Origin of the sequence: Streptomyces scopuliridis RB72 (assembly GCF_000718095.1) — a bacterium.
GTDB classification, from domain to species: Bacteria; Actinomycetota; Actinomycetes; order Streptomycetales; family Streptomycetaceae; genus Streptomyces; species Streptomyces scopuliridis.
Map to the genome: position 1 here is coordinate 87,145 of NZ_JOEI01000040.1, position 23,738 is coordinate 110,882.

22 protein-coding genes and 2 pseudogenes are annotated in these 23,738 nt (G+C 71.4%); 11 read left to right on the top strand and 13 right to left on the bottom strand.

Features of this window, described 5'->3' with window-relative positions:
• Nucleotides 1-53: 53 nt before the first annotated feature.
• Nucleotides 54-434 (bottom strand): hypothetical protein, encoded by a 381-nt coding sequence (locus IF11_RS41120; protein WP_078491071.1) that lies wholly within the window; start codon nucleotides 432-434, stop codon nucleotides 54-56.
• Nucleotides 435-541: 107 nt separating this feature from the next.
• On the opposite strand from IF11_RS41120, the gene IF11_RS0134610 reads away from it, so the two are divergent.
• Complete coding sequence (locus tag IF11_RS0134610) at nucleotides 542-829, top strand: hypothetical protein (RefSeq protein WP_030355775.1); 288 nt, start codon at nucleotides 542-544, stop codon at nucleotides 827-829.
• 51 nt (nucleotides 830-880) lie between these two features.
• Here IF11_RS0134610 and hutH read toward each other — a convergent pair whose 3' ends face one another.
• The 6 genes from hutH to IF11_RS0134640 form a co-directional block, all read right to left on the bottom strand.
• The gene (hutH, locus tag IF11_RS0134615) at nucleotides 881-2,428 is read right to left on the bottom strand and encodes a histidine ammonia-lyase (RefSeq protein WP_078491072.1); all 1,548 of its coding nucleotides are present in this window, start codon (nucleotides 2,426-2,428) and stop codon (nucleotides 881-883) included.
• A gap of 262 nt (nucleotides 2,429-2,690) precedes the next feature.
• The gene (locus IF11_RS0134620; RefSeq protein WP_030355777.1) at nucleotides 2,691-3,107 is read right to left on the bottom strand and encodes a DUF6010 family protein; all 417 of its coding nucleotides are present in this window, start codon (nucleotides 3,105-3,107) and stop codon (nucleotides 2,691-2,693) included.
• 434 nt (nucleotides 3,108-3,541) lie between these two features.
• A complete protein-coding gene (locus IF11_RS0134625; protein WP_030355778.1) occupies nucleotides 3,542-4,717 on the bottom strand; it encodes a GGDEF domain-containing protein in 1,176 nt (391 codons plus the stop codon).
• A 118-nt stretch (nucleotides 4,718-4,835) separates the two neighbouring features.
• Entirely contained in the window at nucleotides 4,836-5,645 is an 810-nt protein-coding gene (locus IF11_RS0134630) for an enoyl-CoA hydratase/isomerase family protein (protein ID WP_030355779.1), read from the bottom strand.
• A gap of 278 nt (nucleotides 5,646-5,923) precedes the next feature.
• A complete protein-coding gene (locus IF11_RS0134635; protein WP_030355780.1) occupies nucleotides 5,924-7,075 on the bottom strand; it encodes an adenylate/guanylate cyclase domain-containing protein in 1,152 nt (383 codons plus the stop codon).
• 222 nt (nucleotides 7,076-7,297) lie between these two features.
• Complete coding sequence (locus IF11_RS0134640) at nucleotides 7,298-8,176, bottom strand: biotin--[acetyl-CoA-carboxylase] ligase (RefSeq protein WP_030355781.1); 879 nt, start codon at nucleotides 8,174-8,176, stop codon at nucleotides 7,298-7,300.
• Nucleotides 8,177-8,294: 118 nt separating this feature from the next.
• On the opposite strand from IF11_RS0134640, the gene IF11_RS0134645 reads away from it, so the two are divergent.
• The gene (locus IF11_RS0134645; RefSeq protein ID WP_030355782.1) at nucleotides 8,295-9,908 is read left to right on the top strand and encodes an acyl-CoA carboxylase subunit beta; all 1,614 of its coding nucleotides are present in this window, start codon (nucleotides 8,295-8,297) and stop codon (nucleotides 9,906-9,908) included.
• Between the two features lie 22 nt (nucleotides 9,909-9,930).
• A complete protein-coding gene (locus tag IF11_RS42590) occupies nucleotides 9,931-10,137 on the top strand; it encodes an acyl-CoA carboxylase epsilon subunit (RefSeq protein WP_030355783.1) in 207 nt (68 codons plus the stop codon).
• Nucleotides 10,138-10,184: 47 nt separating this feature from the next.
• Here IF11_RS42590 and IF11_RS0134655 read toward each other — a convergent pair.
• Nucleotides 10,185-10,979: pseudogene (locus IF11_RS0134655) on the bottom strand (MFS transporter); the annotation flags it as partial.
• A gap of 112 nt (nucleotides 10,980-11,091) precedes the next feature.
• On the opposite strand from IF11_RS0134655, the gene mmpB reads away from it, so the two are divergent.
• A complete protein-coding gene (gene mmpB / locus IF11_RS42830) occupies nucleotides 11,092-11,220 on the top strand; it encodes a morphogenic membrane protein MmpB (protein WP_276311302.1) in 129 nt (42 codons plus the stop codon).
• A 48-nt stretch (nucleotides 11,221-11,268) separates the two neighbouring features.
• Nucleotides 11,269-11,883, top strand: coding sequence for a nucleoside triphosphate pyrophosphatase (locus IF11_RS0134665; RefSeq protein WP_206300674.1), 615 nt, complete (start codon nucleotides 11,269-11,271; stop codon nucleotides 11,881-11,883).
• A gap of 28 nt (nucleotides 11,884-11,911) precedes the next feature.
• Here IF11_RS0134665 and IF11_RS0134670 read toward each other — a convergent pair whose 3' ends face one another.
• Entirely contained in the window at nucleotides 11,912-12,403 is a 492-nt protein-coding gene (locus IF11_RS0134670; RefSeq protein WP_030355786.1) for a hypothetical protein, read from the bottom strand.
• 306 nt (nucleotides 12,404-12,709) lie between these two features.
• Here IF11_RS0134670 and IF11_RS0134675 point away from each other — a divergent pair, with 306 nt between their 5' ends.
• From IF11_RS0134675 to IF11_RS0134685, 3 genes are all read left to right on the top strand, one after another.
• The gene (locus tag IF11_RS0134675; protein ID WP_030355787.1) at nucleotides 12,710-14,464 is read left to right on the top strand and encodes an acetyl/propionyl/methylcrotonyl-CoA carboxylase subunit alpha; all 1,755 of its coding nucleotides are present in this window, start codon (nucleotides 12,710-12,712) and stop codon (nucleotides 14,462-14,464) included.
• A 95-nt stretch (nucleotides 14,465-14,559) separates the two neighbouring features.
• Nucleotides 14,560-15,141, top strand: coding sequence for a TetR/AcrR family transcriptional regulator (locus tag IF11_RS0134680; RefSeq protein ID WP_030355788.1), 582 nt, complete (start codon nucleotides 14,560-14,562; stop codon nucleotides 15,139-15,141).
• A 356-nt stretch (nucleotides 15,142-15,497) separates the two neighbouring features.
• Nucleotides 15,498-15,911, top strand: coding sequence for a DUF5707 domain-containing protein (locus tag IF11_RS0134685; RefSeq protein ID WP_078491074.1), 414 nt, complete (start codon nucleotides 15,498-15,500; stop codon nucleotides 15,909-15,911).
• Nucleotides 15,912-16,051: 140 nt separating this feature from the next.
• On the opposite strand, the pseudogene IF11_RS0134690 reads toward IF11_RS0134685, so the two are convergent.
• Together IF11_RS0134690 and IF11_RS0134695 are read right to left on the bottom strand one after the other, a co-directional pair.
• Nucleotides 16,052-17,092 (bottom strand): annotated as a pseudogene (locus IF11_RS0134690) (DeoR/GlpR family DNA-binding transcription regulator); the annotation flags it as partial.
• 230 nt (nucleotides 17,093-17,322) lie between these two features.
• On the bottom strand, nucleotides 17,323-18,759 hold the full coding sequence (locus IF11_RS0134695) for an NAD(P)H-quinone dehydrogenase (RefSeq protein WP_030355791.1): 1,437 nt from the start codon (nucleotides 18,757-18,759) through the stop codon (nucleotides 17,323-17,325).
• Between the two features lie 239 nt (nucleotides 18,760-18,998).
• Between IF11_RS0134695 and IF11_RS0134700 the strand changes: the two genes are divergently transcribed.
• The 3 genes from IF11_RS0134700 (at nucleotide 18,999) to IF11_RS0134710 (ending at nucleotide 22,190) form a co-directional block, all read left to right on the top strand.
• Nucleotides 18,999-19,436 (top strand): gamma-glutamylcyclotransferase family protein, encoded by a 438-nt coding sequence (locus IF11_RS0134700; protein ID WP_030355792.1) that lies wholly within the window; start codon nucleotides 18,999-19,001, stop codon nucleotides 19,434-19,436.
• A gap of 179 nt (nucleotides 19,437-19,615) precedes the next feature.
• Nucleotides 19,616-20,443: a purine-nucleoside phosphorylase gene (locus tag IF11_RS0134705; RefSeq protein ID WP_030355793.1), complete on the top strand. Its 828-nt coding sequence runs from the start codon at nucleotides 19,616-19,618 to the stop codon at nucleotides 20,441-20,443.
• Between the two features lie 82 nt (nucleotides 20,444-20,525).
• Entirely contained in the window at nucleotides 20,526-22,190 is a 1,665-nt protein-coding gene (locus IF11_RS0134710; RefSeq protein WP_030355794.1) for a phospho-sugar mutase, read from the top strand.
• Nucleotides 22,191-22,618: 428 nt separating this feature from the next.
• Here the strand turns inward: IF11_RS0134710 and IF11_RS0134715 are convergent, their stop codons facing one another.
• Both IF11_RS0134715 and IF11_RS0134720 read right to left on the bottom strand, forming a co-directional pair.
• A complete protein-coding gene (locus tag IF11_RS0134715; protein WP_030355795.1) occupies nucleotides 22,619-23,095 on the bottom strand; it encodes a hypothetical protein in 477 nt (158 codons plus the stop codon).
• Nucleotides 23,096-23,175: 80 nt separating this feature from the next.
• Complete coding sequence (locus tag IF11_RS0134720; RefSeq protein WP_030355796.1) at nucleotides 23,176-23,400, bottom strand: DUF397 domain-containing protein; 225 nt, start codon at nucleotides 23,398-23,400, stop codon at nucleotides 23,176-23,178.
• Nucleotides 23,401-23,738 lie beyond the last annotated feature (338 nt).

Below are 23,738 nucleotides of genomic sequence, written 5' to 3' on the forward strand. Positions count from 1 at the left end.
CCCGGCCCGTCGCTGCGGCGGACCGGGGCTTACCAGAGTGACACGCCCGCGCGTTACACCCGACCAGCTCCGACCTCGCCCTCGACCCCCACCTCGCTGTCGTCCTCGTCGTCCTCGTCGTCCTCGTCGTCCTCGTCGAGGCCCCACTCCACCGCGTCGGGGTCGTAGTCGATCACTTCACTGGTCCAGGATGCCTGGGCCAGCTCGATCCCCGGGACCTCCTTGACGAGGTCGAAGGGTTCCACCAGATACGCGAGGGCCTCCGCCTCGTCTTCCCGGACCGCGGACCGGGCATGCGCCCGTTCATCGTCCGGCATGGACTCGTCCGCGCCGATGCGGTCGAGGGCGGCGGCGCTCAGTCGCTGGGGGTCATCGACCTCCAGCACCAATTCCACCTGTACCCGAACATACCGTGATGTCTCAGAATCGCTCATACGACGGAGGGTAAGCTCCCGGCCCCACGACTTTCCCGCGACCCGCTGCGGTCATTACCATCACCGCACCCAGCCAATTCGGCGTTGTCACAAGGGGGATCGATCACGTGTCCATCGCGCGCCGACCGCTCCTGACAGCTACCGCCGCCGGCACCCTGCTCTGCGCTCTGTGGTTCGTGCCCTCAGCGAAGGCCACCGAGGAGCAGGGCGGCCCGCGGGAGCAGTCAGCGGTATCCGCTCAGAGCCTCACCGCCGGGGACTCCGGGCAGCTGACCCTCGCCGACACGGGCGGCGTGGACACCACGCCGTACCTGGTCGGCGGGAGCCTCTGTCTCGGGATCGGCGCGGGGTTCGTCGCGTACTCCGTACGCAGAGGTGCCCGCGCGTCGTTCTGAGACGCGTACATACGGAGGGGCCGCCCGGACGCCGGGCGGCCCCTCCGTATCTCAGGCCAACGGCCCGGTCACCGGCTCCACCGAGGCGACCAGCCCGCCCCCGCGCACGAACGCGTCGGCCCCGGCGAGATCGGGCGCCAGGAAGCGGTCGGGGCCGGGCCCCTGGACACCCGCGGCGCGCAGCCCGTCGATGGCCGCCTGCGAGGCGGGCGCGGGCGTGAGGCCCGTACGCAGCTCGATCGCGCGCGTCGCGGCGTACAGCTCGACGGCGATCACCCGGGTCAGGTTGTCGACGGCGGTACGGAGCTTGCGCGCGGCCGACCAGCCCATGGAGACATGGTCCTCCTGCATCGCGGAAGAGGGGATCGAGTCGACCGACGCCGGCACCGCGAGCCGCTTCATCTCGCTGACCAGCGCGGCCTGGGTGTACTGGGCGATCATCAGTCCCGAGTCGACGCCCGCGTCGTCGGCGAGGAAGGGCGGCAGACCGTGCGAGCGGTTCTTGTCCAGCAGCCGGTCCGTACGGCGCTCCGCGATGGAACCGAGGTCGGCGGCGGCGATCGCCAGGAAGTCCAGCACGTACGCCACCGGGGCGCCGTGGAAGTTGCCGTTGGACTCCACCCGGCCGTCCGGCAGCACCACGGGGTTGTCCACCGCCGACGCCAGCTCCCGGTCGGCCACGACGCTCGCGTACGCCAGCGTGTCCCGGCCCGCGCCCGCGACCTGCGGGGCGCAGCGCACGGAGTAGGCGTCCTGGACCCGCGGGGCCTCGTCCTGCTGGAAGTGCCCGGTCAGCCCGGACCCGGCGAGCACTCGCAGCATATTGGCGGCGCTGGCGCCCTGGCCCGGATGCGGGCGGATGGCGTGCAGCTCGGGGGCGAGGACCTTGGCGGTACCGAGCAGAGCCTCCAGGCTCAGCGCGGCGGTGATGTCGGCGGAGGTGTAGAGCCGCCGCAGATCGGCGATGGCCATGACCAGCATGCCGAGCATGCCGTCGGTCCCGTTGAGCAGGGCGAGCCCTTCCTTCTCCCGCAGCTCCACGGGCTCGATCCCATGCGCGGCGAGCAGCTCCCCCGCGGGCTGCACGACGCCGTCGGGACCCTCCGCGTCGCCCTCGCCCATCAGGGTCAGCGCGCAGTGGGAGAGCGGCGCGAGATCCCCGGAGCAGCCGAGCGAGCCGAACTCGTGCACCAGGGGCGTGATCCCCGCGTTCAGCACGTCGGCCATGGTCCGCGCCACGAGCGGGCGCACGCCGGTGCGCCCGGAGGCCACGGTCTTGAGCCGCAGGAACATCAGCGCGCGTACGACCTCCCGCTCGACGCGGGGGCCCATCCCGGCGGCGTGCGACCGCACGATATTGCGCTGGAGCTGGGCCCGGAGATCCTGGCCGATCCACCGGGTGGCCAGCGCCCCGAACCCGGTGGAGACCCCGTACACGGGCTCGGGCTTGGCGGCCAGCGCGTCCACGACTTCCCGAGCGGCGGCCAGCGCGTCGAGGGCCTCGGCGGAGAGCTCGACCCGAGCGTGGCCCCGGGCCACGGCGACCACGTCCTCGGCGGTCGTCCCGGACGTCCCCACCACGACTGTGTGCATATCCATATTCAGGAGCGTACGGACTGAATCGCAGGGTGTCACTACACGAAGCGCCTCCCGGCGGGGGGGTCGTGGTGCGGGGGTGCGTTGTACCTCCGGGGGCCGGGGCCTCCGGAGGTACATGTCCGGACGGCATGATTTACGGCGCGCAGCTGCCCACAGTCAGAAGACGGGCGTCCACGCGCCACAAATCACGCTTTAGTGTCCGGACACGCACCTCCTACGACCCCGACCCCCTCCCCCGGTCGGCCCGCGCGCCCTCGCGGTGTCAGGCGGTCCGGTCCTGGATCACCACGGGTCGCTTACCGCGGAAGAGCTCACGCAACGTCGGGCCCCCTCGCAGGCACCAGAGCGCGATGACCGGGTCACAGATGGCACAGCCCAGCGACGAGTCGTGGGCGAAAGGGATCAAGGGGCTGCCCTTGATGTGGTGAACGATGTCCCACGCGGTGTGCAGCAGCCAGCCGATGCCGATGAAGGTCCACGAGTCCAGGCCGCGGTAGGCGACATAGGTGACGAGTGCGGCGAATGCGAACTCCCAGCCTTGCAGGCCGCCGCCGCTGAGGTACGCGGCGCCCGCCCCGGCGAGCATGACGGCGTTGAAGCGCCGCCGGTGCGGTTCGCGGATGAGGGACATCAGCAGCGCGTAGAGAACGCCGATCCCGACCGGTATGACGTATTGCATGCGTGCCTCTTCTTGAGGTGTGACGGTACGTCGGCCCGCCATGTGGGGGCCGGCGCGGCGGCTCACCACGCTAGGCCCGCGTCCGGTCGCCCCCCAGAGGCATTACTGACAGGTTCCAACGGGTTGCCGCCACGGCGGGGGGCCGCCTCGCGCACGGCCGCGTCGTCGGTGACGGGCGGCGAAGGGGGGCGCGCAGGGGTCGTGTCCGGGACACTAAGCGTGATGTGTGGCGCACGACCGCCCGCATCCCGACTGTGGCCGGAGTCGCGCCGTACGGGGGTCCGGGGGTGTCCCCCGGGAAAGCACAGCATGCCGTCCCGGGCGCGAGCCCCGGAGCGCACCCCGGCAACAACCCGACCCCAGCCAAAGATCACCCGCACCGAACAACCCGCACCCGGAAACCGGCCCCAGGCCAAAGACGAACGCACTCCGGACTACGCCCCCCCGCCGGGAGGCGCAGGCGCGTCCCGGAAGCGCCGACGGTCCCGAGCCGGCCTCGCCGGCGCAGGCGCGTCCGCCAGCCGCAGCACCGCCCCGTCCCGCCCCGCCACCACCGGCCCCCCCGCCCGCGCCGCCTTCGCCCGGTACTGCGCCGCGTCCGCCAGCCGGAACAGCCGGCGTGCCGACCGCACCTCGCCGATCGGATCCCCCGTCGACGCGATCCCGCACGCCACGCCCTCCCCCAGCTCCAGCCCGGCCGCCCGCTCGCACAGCTCCGTCGCCACCGCCAGCACCTCGTCCGACGTCGGCCCCACCGTCAGCAGACAGAACTCGTCCCCGCCCAGCCGCGCCACCAGTGCGCCCGGAAGCCGCGCGCCGCTCACGGACAGCAGCGTGGCGAACCGTTCCAGCAGACGGTCACCGACCGCGTGCCCCTGGGTGTCGTTGACCTTCTTGAGGCCGTTGAGATCGCAGACGACCAGGCTGACGACGGCCCCCTCCTCCCGGTACCGCTCGATCGCCTCGTCGAGCCGTGCGTCGACCGCGCGCCGGTTCGCGAGCCCGGTCAGCGGGTCGGTGAAGGCGAGTCTGCGGACCTCTTCGAGCCGCTCCGTCTGGGCGATCCCCGCCGCCACCACGGACGCGATGACGGTCGCGAAATCCGCGTCGGCCACGTCGAACAGCGGTGCTTCCGGAGGTCTGGCCACGTACAGCTCGCCCCACGCCCGCCCGTGCAGCACGATCGGCGCGACGACACAGCAGCCACGGCCCCGCCTGCGCAGCGCGGCCACGCGCTGGTGGTTGTAGCCGGGCCGGCCCGAAACCCCCGCGCCCCCAAACGCCGGCCCCGCCGCCGTCTCGACCCACGCCTGCGGCCCGCCGCCCCCCGCCCACCGCTCGTGCAGGAACTCCGCGATCTCGGGGAACTCATGCACGGGGTACGTCTCGTCCTCGGGGAACTCCTCCTCCCCGCCCACCCGCGCCCCCGCGTTCACCAGCACCTTGAGCCGGCCGAGATCCCGCTCCCACACCGACAGCGCCCCGAAGCTCCCCCCGAGTGCCTCCAGCGCGCCCCGCGCGGCGGCCCGCCAGGACTCGATCGCCGTTGGGGCCGCCGCCATCGCCTGAGACAGTTCCACTATGGCGCGCAGTCGCCCATCCACTCCCATCGCCCCAGCTTAAAACGGTTTGACAGGATTTGATCATCTGGACCGTTAGGTGATCACGACGCGTTCACCCGCAGGGAACCGTACGGCGTCCCGGGACGCCACAGGACGCCGTACGGCCTCACTCACCCGGCCACTGCGGCTTCCGCTTCTCGTTGAACGCGGCGACCCCCTCCGCCCGGTCCCCGGAGAACGCGACGGACCGCCACGCGGCGTCCTCGACCTCAAGGCCCGCCCGCAGATCGAGCCCGTGCCCCAGCCGCAGCGCGCGCTTGGCAGCGCGCAGGCCGACGGGCGAGTGGGCGGCGATACGGCCGGCCAGGGCCAGCGCCTCGTCCCGGTCGGCGCCCTCGTCCACCAGCTGGTCGACCAGCCCCAGCGCCGCCGCCTCGGCCGCGGCCACCCGCCGCGCCGTGAAGACCAGTTCCGCGGCACGCGCGGCGCCGACCCGGCGCGGCAGCAGCTGCGTACCACCGCCGCCGGGGATCACCCCGACCGACACCTCGGGCAGCCCCACGACCGCCGTGGAGTCGGCGACGATCAGATCGCAGGCGAGCGCCAGCTCGAAGCCCCCGCCCAGCGCGTAGCCGTGCACCGCCGCGATCGTCGGCATCGGCAGTTCCAGTACGCCCGTATACGCGGCCCGCGCGGTCGGCCGCTGACGCACGAGTTCGGCGTCGCTCAGGGAGTTGCGCTCCTTGAGGTCGGCGCCGACACAGAAGGCCCGCGCGTGAGTGGAGGTCAGGACCGTGACCCGTACGCCCCGGTCGGCGCCGAGCGCGGCGCACGCGGCCCCGAGGGACCGGGCCAGCTCGGTGGAGACGGCGTTCATGGCCTTGGGCCGGTCCAGGACCAGTTCCGCGACATGATCGTCCTGACCGTGCCGCCGTACGACGACGAACTCCCCGAACCTCTGCTCAGCCTCAGCCATGACCGCACCCTCCCGGTTAACGACGGTTCACCTTCACCGGGGCCGATCCTAAGGGGCGGCTCCGGGCCCCCGGGCCTGAACAGCGGCGTTGGACTCGGCGCCCGATGAGGAACTACGACGGCCAAACCGCCGAGCAGCGCCGTGATTCGAGACGGACACGCCTGAGAACCCGGAGCACATCCACGCCGTCGACATCGTCCCCGGCCAGATCGAGGGCGCGCCTCGCTGAGCACGGCGGGCGGACGCACCTCCCCGGTCGGTCCGGATCCGCCCAGGACCTACCTGTTCCGCCGCCCCATCAGCCAGGGCTCCACCACGCCCAGCCCCCGCACCGGCCGCTGCCACATCGGCTGGAGCCCGAAGCGGTACGAGGGCAGCGCCGCGCCCGCCTTCTCGGCCTTCGCCGCGGCCTCCGCGGCCTGCGCCTCGGAGGCCGGGGCGTCGCCGGTGCGGATCAGCTCCTCCGCGAACGCGCCGTCGACCAGCACCGTGTCCTTCGGCGCTATCGACGTCAGCCGGCTCGCGAGGTTCACCGTCGTACCGAACACGTCGCCCATCCGCGTCGTGACCGTCCCGAACGCGATCCCGACGCGGAGGGCCGGCATCGACTCGTCATGGGTCATGGTCTCTATCAGCCGCAGCGCTATCTCCGCGGCCGTTCCCGCGTCGTCCGCCGCGAACAGGACCTCGTCGCCGAGGGTCTTGATCAGCCGGCCGCCGTGCGCGGCGACGAGGTCGGCGGCGGTCGTCTCGAACGCCTCGACCAGCTCGCCGAGCTCCTCCTCCTCCAGCCGGCGGGTCAGCCGGGTGAACCCGACGAGGTCGGCGAAGCCGACGGCGAGCCGCCGGTCGACCATCTCGTCGTCGTCCGCCGCCTGGACGACGCGGCCGGTGGCGGCGGCGAGCTGGCGCCGCCACACGTAGACGAGGAACTCCTCCAGCTCGGGCAGGAGCAGCTCCACCAGGGGGTATGTGACTTCCGTACGGGTCATGCCGGGCTCGGGCGGCTCGGTCAGGCCCTCCAGGAAGGAATCGATCTGCCACTCCGCCAGCCGGGCGGTGGTCTGCCCGGTCGAGCGGGCGACCTGGATCGCCATCGGCTCGCTGAGCAGCCCCGCCTCCACCAGACCGGCGAGCCTCCGCAGAGCCAGTACGTCCGCTTCCGTGAGCGCCTTGGCCTGGCCGATGTCGGCGAAGCCCATGGCGCGCCAGAAGCGGGAGGCGAGGTCCATCGAGACCCCGGCGGTACGGGCCGCCTGGAAGGCGGTGTAGCGGCGGTCCGCGCCGAGGATCAGCTGTTCGAGGCGGATGGCCAGCGGGTCGTCGGACGGCTCGGCCGTGTGGTCGACGACATGGTGGGGGTTGGGGTGTGCCGAGGACTCCGACGGCGGCTGCGCGTCCTCGCCGGAAGTCGAATCGTCGACGGTCACCAGCCGCCTCCTGCCCGTTCCCTGCGCACTGCCCTGCCGATCTGTCGTGGACCGCCTCAACGATACGGCAGATGTGCGCTGGCTCACGTATCGCGGGGGCACCTGGATCGGGGCGCGACGGTCCGGTCACGGGCCGTCGCCGGAGGCCGCCCCAGCGACTCCGCCATATGCATCCTGCATATGCCCGTGCCGGAAAACGCCCCCGGACGGACAGCGCGCGCCTCAGACGACCGGCCGCAGATGGACGATGTCGCCCGCGCCGACCGGATGCCTGGCGCCGTCCTCCGTCGCGACCACCAGCCGTCCGTCGCCGTCCACGGCCACCGCCTCGCCCACCAGCTCGCGGTCGCCCGGCAGGACCGCCCGGACCGTGCGGCCCAGCGTCGCGCACCCCGCCGCGTACGCCTCCTGGAGCCGGGACACCACCGGGTCGCCGTCCGCCTCGCGCCACTCCCCGTACCACCGCTCCAGGGACCGCAGGACCCCGCGCAGCAGGGTGTCGCGGTCGAGGGACACCGCGTTCGCCAGGGCCAGCGAGCCGGCCGCCGGAACGGGAAGTTCCGCCGCGTGCAGCGAGACATTGATGCCGACGCCCACCACGACCGCGTCGTCCCCGGCCCGCTCCGCGAGGATCCCGCCGGCCTTCCGCTCCTCGCCGTCCACGGTCACCAGCAGGTCATTGGGCCATTTGAGTGCCGTGTCCACGCCCGCGGCCCGCGCCAGCCCGGTCGCGACGGCCACTCCGGTCAACAGCGGCAGCCAGCCGTAGCGGTGGACGGGTACGCCGGGGCCCGGTCTGAGCAGTACGGAGAAGAAGAGCCCGGAGCGCGCGGGCGCGGACCATCGCCGGTCCAGCCGGCCGCGTCCCGCCGTCTGCTCCTCGGCGATCAGTACGGTGCCCTCCGGCGCTCCCGGTGTGCCGTCCGCCCCCGCCCGGGCCCGCGCGGCCAGATCGGAGTTGGTGGATCCGGTGGCGGCGACCACGTCGAGCGAGCTCCACAGCCCGCCGGGCCGGATCAGCCCGCGGCGCAGCGCGCGCTCGTTCAGCGGGGGGCGTTCGAGGTCGGACCAGCGGCTCTCGGGTGCATGGGGATCCGTCATGCAAGCCACCCTAGGTGTGGCCAACACCGCACTGCCGAACGGTATCCGCGCCGATACCCTACGGATCAGTAGCACCCGGAACACCCGCATCCGTGACCCCGCAGGGAGCCGCATCCCGATGTCCGAGCCGGAAAACGCCCGAGGAATCCCCCACGGAACCGCCGCCCACACCACCGCGGGCAAGATCGCGGATCTCCAGCGGCGTATCGAGGAAGCCACGCACGCGGGTTCCGCGCGCGCCGTGGAGAAGCAGCACGCCAAAGGCAAGCTGACGGCCCGCGAGCGGGTCGGTCTGCTGCTGGACGAGGGGTCCTTCGTCGAGCTGGACGAGTTCGCCCGGCACCGCTCCACCAATTTCGGCATCGAGAAGAACCGCCCGTACGGGGACGGGGTGGTCACCGGTTACGGCACGGTCGACGGCCGTCCGGTCTGTGTCTACTCGCAGGACTTCACGATCTTCGGCGGCTCGCTCGGCGAGGTCTACGGCGAGAAGATCGTGAAGGTCATGGACTTCGCGCTGAAGACCGGCTGTCCGATCATCGGCATCAACGACGGCGGCGGCGCCCGGATCCAGGAAGGGGTGGCCGCCCTCGGTCTCTTCGCCGAGATCTTCCGCCGCAATGTGCACGCCTCGGGCGTCGTACCGCAGATCAGCCTGATCGTCGGCCCGTGCGCGGGTGGCGCGGTCTACTCCCCCGCGATCACCGACTTCACGGTGATGGTCGACCAGACCTCGCACATGTTCATCACGGGTCCCGATGTGATCAAGACGGTGACCGGCGAGGACGTGGGCTTCGAGGAACTGGGCGGCGCCCGTACGCACAACACGACCTCCGGCGTCGCGCACCACATGGCGGGCGACGAGAAGGACGCCATCGAGTACGTCAAGTCCCTGCTCTCGTACCTCCCCTCGAACAATCTGTCCGAGCCGCCCGCCTTCCCCGAGGAGGCGTCGCTGGAGCCGACGGACGAGGACCGCGAGCTGGACACGCTGATCCCGGACTCCGCGAACCAGCCGTACGACATGCACGCGGCCATCGAGCACGTACTGGACGACGCCGAATTCCTGGAGACCCAGGCGCTGTTCGCGCCGAACATCATCACCGGCTTCGGCCGGGTCGAGGGCTTCCCGGTCGGGATCGTGGCGAACCAGCCGTTGCAGTACGCGGGCTGTCTGGACATCAACGCCTCGGAGAAGGCAGCGCGTTTCGTCCGTACGTGCGACGCCTTCAACGTCCCGGTGCTGACGTTCGTGGACGTCCCGGGGTTCCTGCCGGGCGTCGACCAGGAGTACGGCGGCATCATCCGGCGCGGCGCCAAGCTGATCTACGCGTACGCCGAGGCCACCGTCCCGCTGATCACGGTGATCACCCGCAAGGCCTTCGGCGGCGCGTACGACGTCATGGGCTCCAAGCATCTGGGCGCCGACCTCAACGTGGCCTGGCCGACCGCGCAGATCGCGGTGATGGGCGCGCAGGGCGCGGTGAACATCCTGCACCGCCGCACGATCGCGGCGGCCGGTGATGTGACGGCGCAGGAGGAGACGCGCGCCGAACTGATCCAGGAGTACGAGGACACGCTGCTCAATCCGTATGTGGCGGCCGAGCGCGGCTATGTCGACGCGGTCATCATGCCGTCGGAGACCCGGGCGCATATCGTCCGGGGCCTGCGTCAGCTGCGGACGAAACGGGAAAGCCTGCCTCCGAAGAAGCACGGCAACATCCCCCTCTAGGACTCCGGGAAGGCCGCCGACAGTGATCAAGGTTGTACGAGGAAATCCCACCCGGGAGGAGCTGGCCGCCGCACTCGCGGTGGTCCGGGCCCGCGCGGCGGCGATGGCGGACTCCCCGCCGGGCACACCCGAGCCCCCCGCCGAGTGGTCCGCCCCGACGCGGATCGCCCGCCGCCGGTTCCCCCAGCCGGGGCCGCGGGCGTGGGCGCGTACGTACTGGCCGGGGTAGGCGCGGGTGTCCTGGGCCCCGAGAGGGACCGAGGACGGGGCGCGGGCTCAGCGGCGCTTGAGGAACAGCCCGGCCAGGGCGGCGCCGGCCACCACGATCGCGGCGTTGACCAGGACGGCGAGCCCGATCCCGGCGCGGACCGGGCCGGCGGTGACGACCACGGCGCTCATGATCGGTGTGCCCATGGTGATACCGATCTGCTGGGTCATGGTGGCGAGACCGGTCGCCGTCCCCTGCTCGGAGTCGGGCAGCCCGGAGGTCGCGGTGACCATGAAGCCGACGATGGCGAGCATGTTCCCGACCCCGCCCACGAACGTGCCCGCGAGCAGCAGCGCCAGCCGGCCACGGTCGTCGCCGAGGGCGAACAGGGAGGCGGTGGCGACCGCTTGGAGCAGCCCGCCGCCGACGAGCGTGGCGCGGGTCCCGTACCGGCCGATGACGCGGGGGGCCAGCACCCCGCCGAGGATCGTGCCGACCCCGAGCACCCCGAAGGAGAGCCCGGCGGCCAGCGGTGAGAAGCCCAGGACCTGCTGAAGGTAGAGCGTCATCAGGAAGACCAGGGAGGTCTCGGTGACGAAGGCGACGAGTCCGGCGAGGTTGCCCCAGATGACGGTCCTCCGGCGCAGGATCCATACGGGCACGAGCGGCGCGGCGGACCGCTTCTCCAGGAAGTAGAACCCGGTCAGCGGTACGGCGCCGACGGCCAACGGGACGAGCGCGCGCGGGTCGCCCCAGCCGTACTCACCGGCGGCCGTGAGGCCGTACACGAGCGCGAGCAGTCCACCGGTCACGGCGAGGGCGCCGGGCAGGTCGAGCGGTGGCAGTCGCACTCGCGGGCGCGCGCGCCGGGGCGTTCCGCGGCCTGAGGAGCCGGCGAGGATAGGCCGCCGGGAGCGCCGCGCCTGAGTACACGTACTCAGGCGCTCCGGACCCGGCGGCCGGAGTATCGGTCTCATGCTGTGGTCCGACCCGGAGAACGAGCCGCCCAGGGAGATGCGCGACGCGCAGCTCATGCTGCGCCGCGCCGGTGTGCTGCTCGCGCTGGCGGTGGTGCTGGCGATGATCGTGCTCGGGCTGCACTGACCGTCTCCCGCGGACCTCCCCCGTACCAGCCGGACGCCGCGACTTACGATGGCCCGCATGACCGATCAGCGCCGCCGGCTCGTTCTCGCCTCCGCCTCCCCCGCCCGTCTCGGACTGCTCCGGCAGGCCGGGCTCGACCCCGAGGTGATCGTCAGCGGCGTCGACGAGGACGCCCTCTCCGCCCCGACCCCCGCCGAACTGGCGCTCGTTCTCGCCGAGGCCAAGGCCACCGCCGTGGCCGCGCTCCCCGCGACGGCCGGCGCGCTGGTCATCGGCTGCGACTCCGTCCTCGAACTCGACGGCGAGGCGTACGGCAAGCCCGCCGACGCCGAGGAGGCCATCGCCCGCTGGAAGTCGATGCGGGGACGCGCCGGAATCCTGCGGACCGGGCACTGCGTGATCGATACGACGACCGGCCGCCGCGCCGCCGAGACCGCCTCGACCACCGTCCGCTTCGGGAACCCGACGGACGCCGAGATCGCCGCGTACGTCGCCTCCGGCGAACCCCTCCAGGTCGCGGGCGCCTTCACCCTGGACGGCCGCTCCGCGCCCTTCGTCGACGCGATCGACGGCAACCACGGCAATGTCATCGGCCTGTCGCTGCCCCTGCTGCGCCGGCTGCTCGGCGAGCACGGCGTCACGATCACCGACCTGTGGGCCTGAACCGGCCCCGTCAACACGGCACTTGCGCTCAGGCGGGCGCCGACCCCTCGGCGGGCCCCTCAGCCGGCCCCTCGGCCGCGCCCACCCGCTCGGGCTCGTACGCCACCAGCACCAGCACGATCAGCCCCAGCACGACCATCATGAACGCGAAGGCGCTCCACCCCACCAGCCCCACCGTCACCGAGCCGAGCACCCCGTGCACGACCGCGCAGGTGATGAGCGCGATCCTGCCGAAGCGCCCCGGAGCGCGGTTCCTGAGGGCCGTACGCACCAGAATCGCCGCGACGAGCACGAGATAGGCGCCGAAGACGCCTCCCATCACCCACGTACCAAGAGACATGGCGGACGGATCGAGTCCGGCCAGGGACATCCGCTGATTGTCGACAACCGTCGCCAGCACCCCGTTGACGAACACGATGCCGACCGCTTCGAGCAACAGCACGATCGCGGCCACCCAGGCCACCGGTCTGCGCGCCACGACGCCACCCTCTTCCCCTGTTACCGGTAGTACGTACGACATCGCGCACGCTACTAACCGGTAAACCTCCGGACAAGGGCCCGGGCACGGGCAAAGATTCATTCGGCCATTCGTAGGGACTCCACAAAGAATCGCGATCCGCCGAGGGGCACTCGGACAGAGAGCTGGACCACATCCGAGCGCTACTGTGCGACGGGGGATCCCGGCGTACCGTGGTGCCACAAGGGATTTCGCCTCCTGAACGAGCCTCGAACCACGCTCCGTGTGGGCAGGGTCACCAATGGGGACGGATCCATGGGGCGTGTCGGCAGTCCCTAAACTCAGCTTGTTTTCAAGGAGGGAGCCATCGTGCGCAAGGTGCTCATCGCCAACCGTGGCGAAATCGCTGTCCGCGTTGCCCGTGCCTGCCGGGATGCCGGGATCCAGAGCGTAGCCGTCTACGCGGACCCGGACCGGGACGCCCTGCACGTCCGCGCGGCCGACGAGGCCTTCGCCCTGGGCGGTGACACCCCGGCAGCCAGCTATCTGGACATGGCCAAGGTGCTCCAGGCGGCCAAGGACTCCGGCGCTGACGCGATCCACCCGGGCTACGGATTCCTGTCCGAGAACGCCGAATTCGCCCAGGCCGTACTGGACGCCGGGCTCACCTGGATCGGCCCGCCGCCGGGGGCCATCCGCGACCTCGGCGACAAGGTCGCCGCCCGCCATATCGCCCAGCGCGCCGGTGCCCCCCTGGTCGCCGGAACGCCCGACCCGGTCTCCGGCGCGGACGAGGTCGTCGCGTTCGCCGAGGAGCACGGCCTGCCGATCGCCATCAAGGCGGCCTTCGGCGGCGGCGGACGCGGCCTCAAGGTCGCCCGTACGCTCGAAGAGATCCCGGAGCTGTACGACTCGGCCGTCCGCGAGGCCGTCGCCGCCTTCGGCCGCGGCGAGTGCTTCGTCGAGCGCTACCTCGACAAGCCCCGCCATGTCGAGACCCAGTGCCTGGCCGACACCCACGGCAATGTCGTCGTCGTCTCCACCCGCGACTGCTCCCTCCAGCGCCGCCACCAGAAGCTCGTCGAGGAAGCCCCCGCCCCCTTCCTCTCCGACGCCCAGAACGCCGAGCTGTACGCCGCCTCCAAGGCGATCCTCAAGGAGGCCGGCTACGTCGGCGCGGGCACCGTCGAGTTCCTCGTCGGCACCGACGGCACGATCTCCTTCCTGGAGGTCAACACCCGCCTCCAAGTGGAGCACCCGGTCACCGAAGAGGTCACCGGCATCGACCTGGTCCGCGAGATGTTCCGCATCGCCGACGGCGAGGCCCTCGGCTACGACGACCCGGCCGTGCGCGGGCACTCCTTCGAGTTCCGTATCAACGGCGAGGACCCGGGCCGCGGCTTCCTGCCCGCCCCCGGCACGGTCACCACCTTCGCCCCGCCCACCGGCCCCGGCGTCCGCCTGGACGCGGGCGTCGAGTCCGGCTCCGTCATCGGCCCGGCCTGGGACTCCCTGCTCGCCAAGCTGATCGTCACCGGCGCCACCCGCGAACAGGCCCTCCAGCGCGCCTCCCGCGCCCTCAACGAGTTCACCGTCGAGGGCATGGCCACCGCGATCCCCTTCCACCGCAAGGTCGTCACCGACCCCGCCTTCACCTCCGACCCGTTCACCGTCCACACCCGCTGGATGGAAACGGAGTTCACCAACGACATCCCGCCCTTCGCGGCCCCCGCCGACGCCGAGACCGACGACGAGCCCGGCCGCGAGACCGTCGTCGTCGAGGTCGGCGGCAAGCGCCTCGAAGTCTCCCTGCCCACCAGCCTGGGCATGACCCTGGCCCGCACCGGCCTCGCCGCCGGCGCCAAGCCCAAGCGCCGCGCCGCCAAGAAGTCCGCCTCCGCGGCCTCCGGCGACACCCTGGCCTCCCCGATGCAGGGCACCATCGTCAAGGTCGCCGTCGAAGAGGGCCAGGACGTCAAGGAAGGCGACCTCGTCGTCGTCCTCGAAGCCATGAAGATGGAACAGCCCCTCAACGCGCACCGCTCCGGCACGATCAAGGGCCTCACCGCCGAAGTCGGCGCGTCCCTCACCTCCGGCGCCACCATCTGCGAAATCAAGGACTGACCCACCGCCGAGGCCCCGCCCGAGCGCATCGGCCGGGGCCTCGGCGTGTGCGGTGGCATCCTTGACGCCACGGGTGGAGACAGAGAGGACCCCCAATGGCGAGCAGTACGGCACACCCGCTGCCCCGGCCCATGCGCGCCGACGCACGGCGCAACTACGAGCGCCTGCTCACGGAGGCCCGCCGCACCTTCGCGGAACACGGCACGGACGCCTCCCTGGAGGACATCGCGCGCCACGCGGGCGTCGGCATCGGCACGCTCTACCGGCACTTCCCGAACCGCCAAGCGCTGATGAACGCGGTCTTCCAGGAAGCGGTCACCTCCCTCATCGAGCGCTCCCGCGAACTCGCCGAGGCGGAGCAGCCGTGCGGTGCGCTGGTCGAATGGCTGGGCGCGCTCATCACTCACGCGGGTGAGTACCGCGGGCTCTCACAGGCGCTCATGTCGGCGTCCCACGACGAGAGTTCGGCGCTGTCGCAGTGCAGCGTGCCGATGCGCGAGGCGGGCGGGCGCCTTCTGGTACGGGCGCAGCGGGCCGGCCATGTCCGGCCGGAGGTCTCGATCGACGACCTGCTGCAACTCACGAACGCGATTGCCTTGGCGGCGGAGCAGTCCCCGTCCGACCCGCACTTGGCGGAACGCCTCCTGAAATTGACGCTTACGGGCCTGCGGGCCTGAGCCTTTTTATCTTTGGCCGAGGCCGGTTTCCGGGTGCGGGTTGTTCGGTGCGGGCGGTCTTTGGCCGACGCCGGTTTCCGGGTGCGGGTTGTTCGGTGCGGGCGGTCTTTGGCCGACGCCGGTTTCCGGGTGCGGGTTGTCGCCGGGTGACGCTCCGGGGCTCGCGCCCGGGACGGCATGATTTACGGCGCGCAGCTGCCCAACGTCTAGACACTGGCGTTCGCGCGCCACAAATCACGCTTTAGTGTCCCGGACACGACCCCTGCGCGCCCCCCTTCACCGCCCGTCACCGACGACGCGGCCGTGCGCAAGGGCGGGCTCTGTCACGAAACGCACCGTTTTCCGGAGGGGAATTCGTGTCCAAGCGCATCGTTATTCCGTCGCTTATTGGTGCCGTCGCTATCGGCGGCATGGCGTCCGCCGCCCCCGCCAAGCCGACCGTGGAGAACAACTCGGCCCGATACGCCGCGGGCTCGCTCACCTTCACCGCGAAGGTGACCGACGACTCGGGAGTCCAGGGCCTCAAGGTCCTGGCCTGGCCGAAGAGTTCGGACCTCAAACCGACGGCCGAGGAAATGGCGCACGTCGAGAGCGCCACATGCAAGAAGTCCACAGCGGAGACGTCCGTGTGCACCTACACCCTGAAGGTCACCCAGAAGGAGGCGGCCGACCTGCCCAAGGGCACCTGGTACGTCTCCGCGCTGGCGACAGCCAAAGACGGAGACAAGACCTTCGTGCCCGAGGCCGCGGTCTTCAGCGTCACGCGCTGAACCGCGCGGCGGCTGGGGGCGACCACCGGCGGGAGGGGGCCGGGGTCGGAGGAGGTGCGTGTCCGGACACTAAAGCGTGATTTGTGGCGCGCGAACGCCCGCATCCCAACTGTGGGCCGGTACGCGCCGTAAATCATGCCGTCCGGACGCAAGTCCGCCACCCGCGCCCGCTCCCCCGGCTCCTGCGCCGCCAGCGACGCCGCCGCACTCCGCAGCTGCGACCCCGGCCCCCCGCTCCCCGGCCCCTGTCCCGGACCCGGCCCCGCCGCATGCGTACGGCGCTGCCCCGGAAGCGGTACGTCTCGACGCGACTGACGCCCCGCCTGATGCGCTTCACCGCCCGAGCCACCGGCCCCGCCCACGGAACCGGACCCGGCACCCGCACCCGCCCCGGCCGAAGACCCGCCGACAGAGCCGGCCCCGCCGGCCCCGCCGACCCCGCCGGCCACCGCGATCTGCACCCCCTGATCCGCCAGCGCCTGAAGCTCCGTCGCCGCGCGATCGTCATGCGCCGGCGGCTCGTCGGTCACCAGCCTGCTGATGAGATCCGTCGGCACCGTCTGGAACATCGTGTCGGTGCCCAGCTTCGTATGGTCGGCCAGCACCACGACCTCCGCCGCGGCCTGCACCAGCGCCCGGTCCACGCTCGCCGAGAGCATGTTGGACGTGGACAGCCCGCGCTCGGCGGTCAGCCCGCTCCCGGACAGGAACGCGCGGGTGACCCGGAGGCCCTGGAGGGACTGCTCCGCCCCGCTGCCGACCAGCGCGTAGTTCGAGCCGCGCAGCGTGCCGCCGGTCATGACGACCTCGACCCGGTTGGCATGCGCGAGGGCCTGCGCGACGAGCAGCGAGTTGGTGACGACCGTCAGGCCGGGGATCCGCGCGAGCCGGCGGGCCAGCTCCTGCGTGGTCGTACCGGCGCCGACGACCACGGCCTCGCCCTCTTCGACGAGACTCGCGGCGAGATCGGCGATGGCCGTCTTCTCGGCCGTTGCGAGATGGGACTTTTGCGGAAAGCCGGATTCTCGCGTGAATCCGCCCGGCAATACCGCACCGCCGTGCCGGCGGTCGAGGAGTCCTTCGGCCTCCAGCGCCCGCACGTCCCGCCGTACGGTCACTTCGGAGGTCTGGACGACGCGGGCGAGCTCACGGAGCGACACGGCCCCGTTGGCGCGCACCATTTCGAGGATCAATTGGCGACGTTCTGCAGCGAACACGAAACTGACAGTAACCCCAACGACCGTCTGCTTTCAGCAGTTTGCGCCGAATAACAGAAGTTGTACACAGACGAGCGCGCACAGTGGTATAAAGCGATCCCGCTATTCGAACGCACCACCATGGAACGGGCTTACCCAGCCCTACGAGCCGATGAACGCCCCGCCGCGAACGCCGCCGCGACCGGCGGAACCGGTCAGCTCTCCTCGCCGGTCTTCACGGTGTGCAGCTGTCGCGCCACCTCGGCGATCGAGCCCGACAGGGACGGGTAGACCGTGAAGGCGTTCGCGATCTGCTCCACGGTCAGGTTGTTGTCGACCGCGAGCGCGATGGGATGGATCAACTCGCTGGCGCGCGGCGATACGACGACCCCGCCGACCACGATCCCGGTGCCGGGACGGGCGAAGATCTTGACGAAGCCGTCCCTGATGCCCTGCATCTTGGCGCGCGGGTTGCGCAGCAGCGGCAGCTTGACGACGCGCGCGTCGATCTTGCCGGCGTCGACGTCCGCCTGGCTGTAACCGACGGTGGCGATCTCCGGGTCGGTGAAGACGTTCGACGAGACGGTCTTGAGGTTGAGCGGGGCGACCGCGTCGCCCAGGAAGTGGTACATCGCGATCCGGCCCTGCATGGCCGCGACCGAGGCGAGGGCGAAGATCCCGGTGACGTCACCGGCGGCGTAGACGCCGGGCGCGGAGGTACGGGAGACCCGGTCGGTCTTGATGTGGCCCGACTCCTTGACCAGGACGCCGGCCTCCTCCAGGCCCATCCCCGCGGTGTTGGGGATGGCGCCGACGGCCATCAGACAGTGCGTACCGGAGATGACGCGGCCGTCGGAGAGTGCCACCTCGACCCGGTCGCCGACCCGCTTGGCGGCCTCGGCGCGGGAGCGGGACATCACGTTCATGCCGCGGCGCCGGAAGACGTCCTCCAGCACGCCCGCGGCGTCCGGGTCCTCGCCGGGCAGTACGCGGTCACGGGAGGAGACGAGCGTCACCCGCGAGCCGAGCGCCTGGTAGGCACCGGCGAACTCGGCGCCGGTGACGCCGGAGCCGACCACGATCAGTTCCTCGGGCAGCTCGTCGAGGTCGTACACCTGCGTCCAGTTGAGGATGCGCTCGCCGTCGGGCTGCGCGTCCGGGATCTCGCGGGGGTGCGCGCCGGTGGCGATCAGTACGGCGTCGGCGGTAAGCGACTCCTCGCTGCCGTCCGCGGCGGTCACGATCACCTGGCGCGAGCCGTCCACGGCCTGCCGTCCGTCGAGCCGCCCGCGCCCGCGCATGACACGCGCGCCGGCCCGGGTGACGGAGGCGGTGATGTCGTGCGACTGGGCGAGGGCGAGCCGCTTCACACGCCGGTTGACCTTGCCGAGATCGACCCCGACGACGCGGGCGGCCTGTTCCGAGGGAGTGTCGTCGGCGACGATGATGCCCAGCTCCTCGTACGAGGAGTCGAAGGTGGTCATCACCTCGGCCGTCGCGATGAGGGTCTTCGACGGCACGCAGTCGGTGAGCACCGACGCGCCGCCGAGTCCGTCGCAGTCGACGACGGTCACTTCCGCGCCGAGCTGGGCCCCTACCAGAGCCGCCTCGTAGCCGCCGGGGCCGCCACCGATGATCACGATCCGGGTCACGAAAAAGTCCGCCTCGCGTTGTCAACCCGGCCCGTCTGCCACCCCGGCCGGGGTTCCGGGGGAGCCCCGGGGGATGCAGTACGTACTCCATTGTCCCGCACGCTTCAAGTAGCGCCCCTCCGGGGTGCCACCGGCCCCCGGAGGAAGGTGACCGTCACGTTCCGGGTGCCGTCTTTCCGGAGGCGAACCGAGCCCTCAAAAAAGCAAGCCACGTCCGTACCTCCCGTACCCTCGACCCCATGTCGCTCTACGCCGCGTACGCCGGCAACCTCGACGCGCGGCTGATGACCCGCCGCGCCCCGCACTCCCCGCTGCGCGGCACCGGCTGGCTCAACGGCTGGCGGCTGACCTTCGGCGGCGAGCAGATGGGCTGGGAGGGCGCGCTGGCCACCGTCGTGGAGGCGCCGCGTTCCCAGGTCTTCGTCGCGCTGTACGACATCGCCCCGATGGACGAGGACTCCATGGACCGCTGGGAGGGCGTGGGGCTCGACATCTACCGCCGTATGCGGGTACGGGTGCACACCCTGGACGGCGAGGAGCCGACCTGGATGTACGTCCTGAACGGCTACGAGGGTGGTCTCCCCTCGGCGCGCTATCTGGGCGAGCTGGCCGACGCCGCGGAGTCGGCGGGCGCCCCGCACGACTACGTGATGGAGCTGCGCAAGCGCCCCTGCTGACGGGAATGAACCGGGGAACGAACCGGCGGCGACCCGGGGGACAAACCCCGAAAGAACCGGACCGGAACCGGGGAAGCGGCGCACCGCCGCCGTTTTCGTTGGAAACGACAACACAACGATGTCATGACCGTGCGACCATCATCTACGCGCGTAGGGCATGACCGGCTACCCTCATCCGCGTGAACGCATCTGTTATCCCGGCCAACGCCGACGGATCCGACCCCCTGGCCGCCGCCGACGCCGCCGCCACCCGCCTGCGCGAGCTGACCGGCGCCGAGACCCATGACGTCGCCCTGGTGATGGGCTCCGGCTGGGCACCGGCCGTCGACGCGCTCGGCGCACCCGAGGCGGAGTTCCCCGTAACCGAACTGCCCGGCTTCCCCCCGCCGGTCGTGGCCGGCCACGGCGGCAGAATCCGCTCGTACCGGATCGCCGAGAAGCGCGCGCTGGTCTTCCTGGGGCGTACGCACTACTACGAGGGCCGCGGGGTCGCCGCCGTCGCGCACGGCGTACGTACCGCGGTCGCCGCGGGCTGCAAGACCGTCGTCCTGACCAACGGCTGCGGCGGACTGCGCGAGGGCATGCGACCCGGCCAGCCCGTGCTGATCAGCGACCACATCAATCTGACGGCCGTCTCCCCGATCGTCGGCGCCAACTTCGTGGATCTCACGGACTTGTACTCGCCGCGGCTGCGCGCGCTGTGCAAGGAGATCGACCCGGCCCTCGAAGAGGGGGTGTACGTGCAGTTCCCCGGCCCGCACTACGAGACGCCGGCCGAGATCAACATGGTCCGTGTCATGGGCGGCGACCTCGTCGGCATGTCCACCGTCCTGGAGGCCATCGCGGCCCGCGAGGCGGGCGCCGAGGTGCTCGGCATCTCGCTGGTCACGAACCTGGCCGCGGGCATCTCGGGCGAGCCGCTCAACCACGAGGAGGTCCTCCAGGCGGGACGCGACTCGGCCACCCAGATGGGCGCCCTGCTCGCCCAGGTGCTCGAACGCGTCTAGTGCCCCTCTGAGCCGGGAATGACATCCCGCCGGGGCCACGCCGTAGGCCCCGGCACCACAGCTACCAGGAGGTGCCCCCACCGTGCAGCAGGACGCCACGCATCAGGACCTCATCGCGCGGGCCAAGGCCTGGCAGGCCGAGGACCCCGACAGCGACACCCGCGAAGAACTCGGCAAGATCATCGACGCCGGGGACACCGGCACACTGGCGGAACGGTTCGCCGGCACGCTCCAGTTCGGCACCGCCGGGCTGCGCGGCGAGCTGGGCGCCGGGCCCATGCGGATGAACCGCGCGGTCGTCATCCGCGCCGCGGCCGGCCTCGCCGCGTACCTCATCGCCCAAGGCCATGGTGACGGCCTGGTCGTCATCGGATACGACGCCCGCTACAAGTCCGCCGACTTCGCCAGGGACACCGCGGCCGTGATGACCGGCGCCGGGCTGCGCGCCGCCGTACTGCCCCGGCCGTTGCCGACGCCTGTACTGGCCTTCGCCGTACGGCATCTCGGCGCCGTCGCGGGCGTGGAGGTCACCGCCAGCCACAACCCGCCCCAGGACAACGGCTACAAGGTCTATCTTGGCGGCGGCTCCCAGATCGTGCCGCCCGCCGACGGCGAGATCGCGGCCCGGATCGCCGCGGTCGGCCCGCTGGCCGGTGTGGCCCGGCCCGACGACGGCTGGGAGATCCTCGGCGACGAGGTTCTGACGGCGTATCTGGAACGTACGGACGCGGTCCTGACCCCCGGCACCCCCCGCACCGCGCGCGTCGTCCACACGGCGCTGCACGGCGTCGGTACGGAAACCCTCCTGGCGGCCTTCGCGCGGGCCGGCTTCCCCGAGCCCGCGCTCGTGGCGGAGCAGGCCGAGCCCGATCCGGCCTTCCCGACCGTCGCGTTCCCGAACCCGGAAGAGCCGGGCGCGATGGATCTGGCCTTCGCCACCGCCCGGCGCGTACGGCCCGACCTGATCATCGCGAACGACCCGGACGCGGACCGCTGCGCCGTCGCCGTCCCCGACGACACGGCCGTCAGCGGCTGGCGGATGCTGACCGGCGACGAGGTCGGCGCGCTGCTCGCGGCCCATCTCGTCCACAAGGGCGCGACGGGCACCTTCGCCGAGTCGATCGTCTCGTCCTCGCTGCTCGGCCGGATCGCCGGGGCGGCGGAGCTCGGGTACGAGGAGACGCTGACCGGCTTCAAGTGGATCGCCCGCGTCGAGGGCCTGCGGTACGGATACGAGGAGGCGCTCGGCTACTGCGTCGACCCCGACGGCGTCCGCGACAAGGACGGCATCACGGCCGCGCTGCTGGTGGCGGAGCTGGCCTCCGAGCTCAAGGCCCAGGACCGCACGCTCAGCGACCTGCTGGACGATCTGGCCGTCACCCACGGCCTGCATGCCACGGACCAGCTCTCGGTCCGCGTCCAGGTCCTGTCCCTGATCACCGACGCGATGCGCCGCCTGCGCGAGAATCCGCCGAAGGAACTGGCCGGCCTGACCGTCGCCTCTACCGAGGACCTGACGCGCGGTACGGACACGCTCCCCCCGACGGACGGCCTCCGCTACCACCTGGAGGGCGCGTACCGTGCCCGCGTCATCGTCAGGCCGAGCGGCACCGAGCCCAAGCTCAAGTGCTACCTGGAGGTCGTGATCCCGGTCGAGGACGCGACGGCCCTGGCGACGGCACGGACCACGGCCACGGCGACGCTGGCCGCGATGAAGCGCGACCTGGCAGCGGCGGCCGGCATCTGACCTGCCGACACGTGTAGGGCGTACCCCCAGCAGGGTCACGGACTTCGCAGGAATCCGACAGACGGTCCGCAGGTTCGGCGGGGGTACGCGGTGCAGGCGTTGAAGGCGTTACGTGCCGGGGGCCCCGAACAGGTGGGGCCCTACCGCCTCGTGGGCCGGCTCGGCTCCGGCGGCATGGGCAGCGTATTCCTGGGGCGGTCGCGGGGCGGGCGCACGGCAGCCGTCACTCGACCTGGAGCAGGTACGTGACCAGCGCGCCTACCTGGTCCGGATCACGACCCGCCAGGCGCGCAACCCAGAGCGCTCAGCCCCGCCAGGTGAACTGCTCACTCGCCGGATGAAGTGCTCAGACTTCCGACGCAGGAGATCGCACCGGAGACGGAGCGTAAATGTTCACGCAGGCCCCCGGCAACAGTCGGGGACCTCTGTCAGGCACGGGCCCGCCGGGCCGGACAGGGAAGGTCGGGAGCAGCGCGGTTCGGAGAGCACGTCACCAGCGCGACCGAGTGGAAGACAGTGCCTTTCAGGTAGTGGCCAAGGGATACGTCTCCTCCCCACGTCAGACGCTCGACTGCGGCCTTCACCAGCACAACCAGCCGCGTCGCTTCCCGATCCTCCTCAGAGGCGAACCGAGGTGAGTACTGGGCGAGTTGGAGGCCGAGCCATTCGCCGGCTCCATTGGGTTCCTCCCATGTCCCGAGGATCACGGACGGCGGTTTCATGAGCCAGTGCGCTGTCTGGATCGGGGGAACGTCAGAAGTCGGGAACACGGCCACGGCTTCCCTGTACCGGTCGACTACCTCCTTCTCGCTGGTCGCGGTCGGGGCCTGGCTGGGCGGTCTGCGAATGCTCTCACTGTCGAACGTCTTCTTCTCTCCGAGCCATGCGTAGCCGTGGTGGTGCACTGCTGCTCCGTTCCGAGAGACGGCGACGGCCCCACCCGTCGGCATGAGGGCAGGGCCGTCAGTTCAGGTGGTGCTGTGGGTCAGGCCGAAAGGTCGAAGCGCGCAGGGTCGATGCCCGCCGCGCCCAGCTCCGCCGTGGTAAAGCGCAGCGGCTCGGCGTCCGGGCGCTTGCTGTCGCCCATGGCCCACGCGTCCGGCCCGATCTTTGCGAGGGTCACGCACGCCTCCCCGTCCGGATGGGTATTGCCGCCGCAAGCCTTCGAGAACTCCGCTCCCTCGATCGAGAGCCTGTACAGGTCGGTCATCGTTGTGTCCTTCCTGATCTGCTGACGGCCCAGAGAGGGCCGTCCCCCGCCCGTAGCGGACGGAAGTCTTGGAGGTGGGTGCCCCGGGCTTCCCTGGACGAGTAAGTCCGAAGCAGCGTCGTCCGCCCCCGGGCAGACGGGACTTCGGACTTACTCGTCCAGGTCCGAAGCGATGCGCTCACCGCCCAGGGCGGTACCCGGCCAAGGGGCGGATTCCGCGAGTCCGTCAGTGCGCCGAGGGCAACCGCGGCGCCTCAGCGATCTGCTGCACCACGTCAGCCGGAAGCATCCCGAGATGCACGTAGGGCTGGCCGGTGTGCGTCACCGTGGGATGTAAG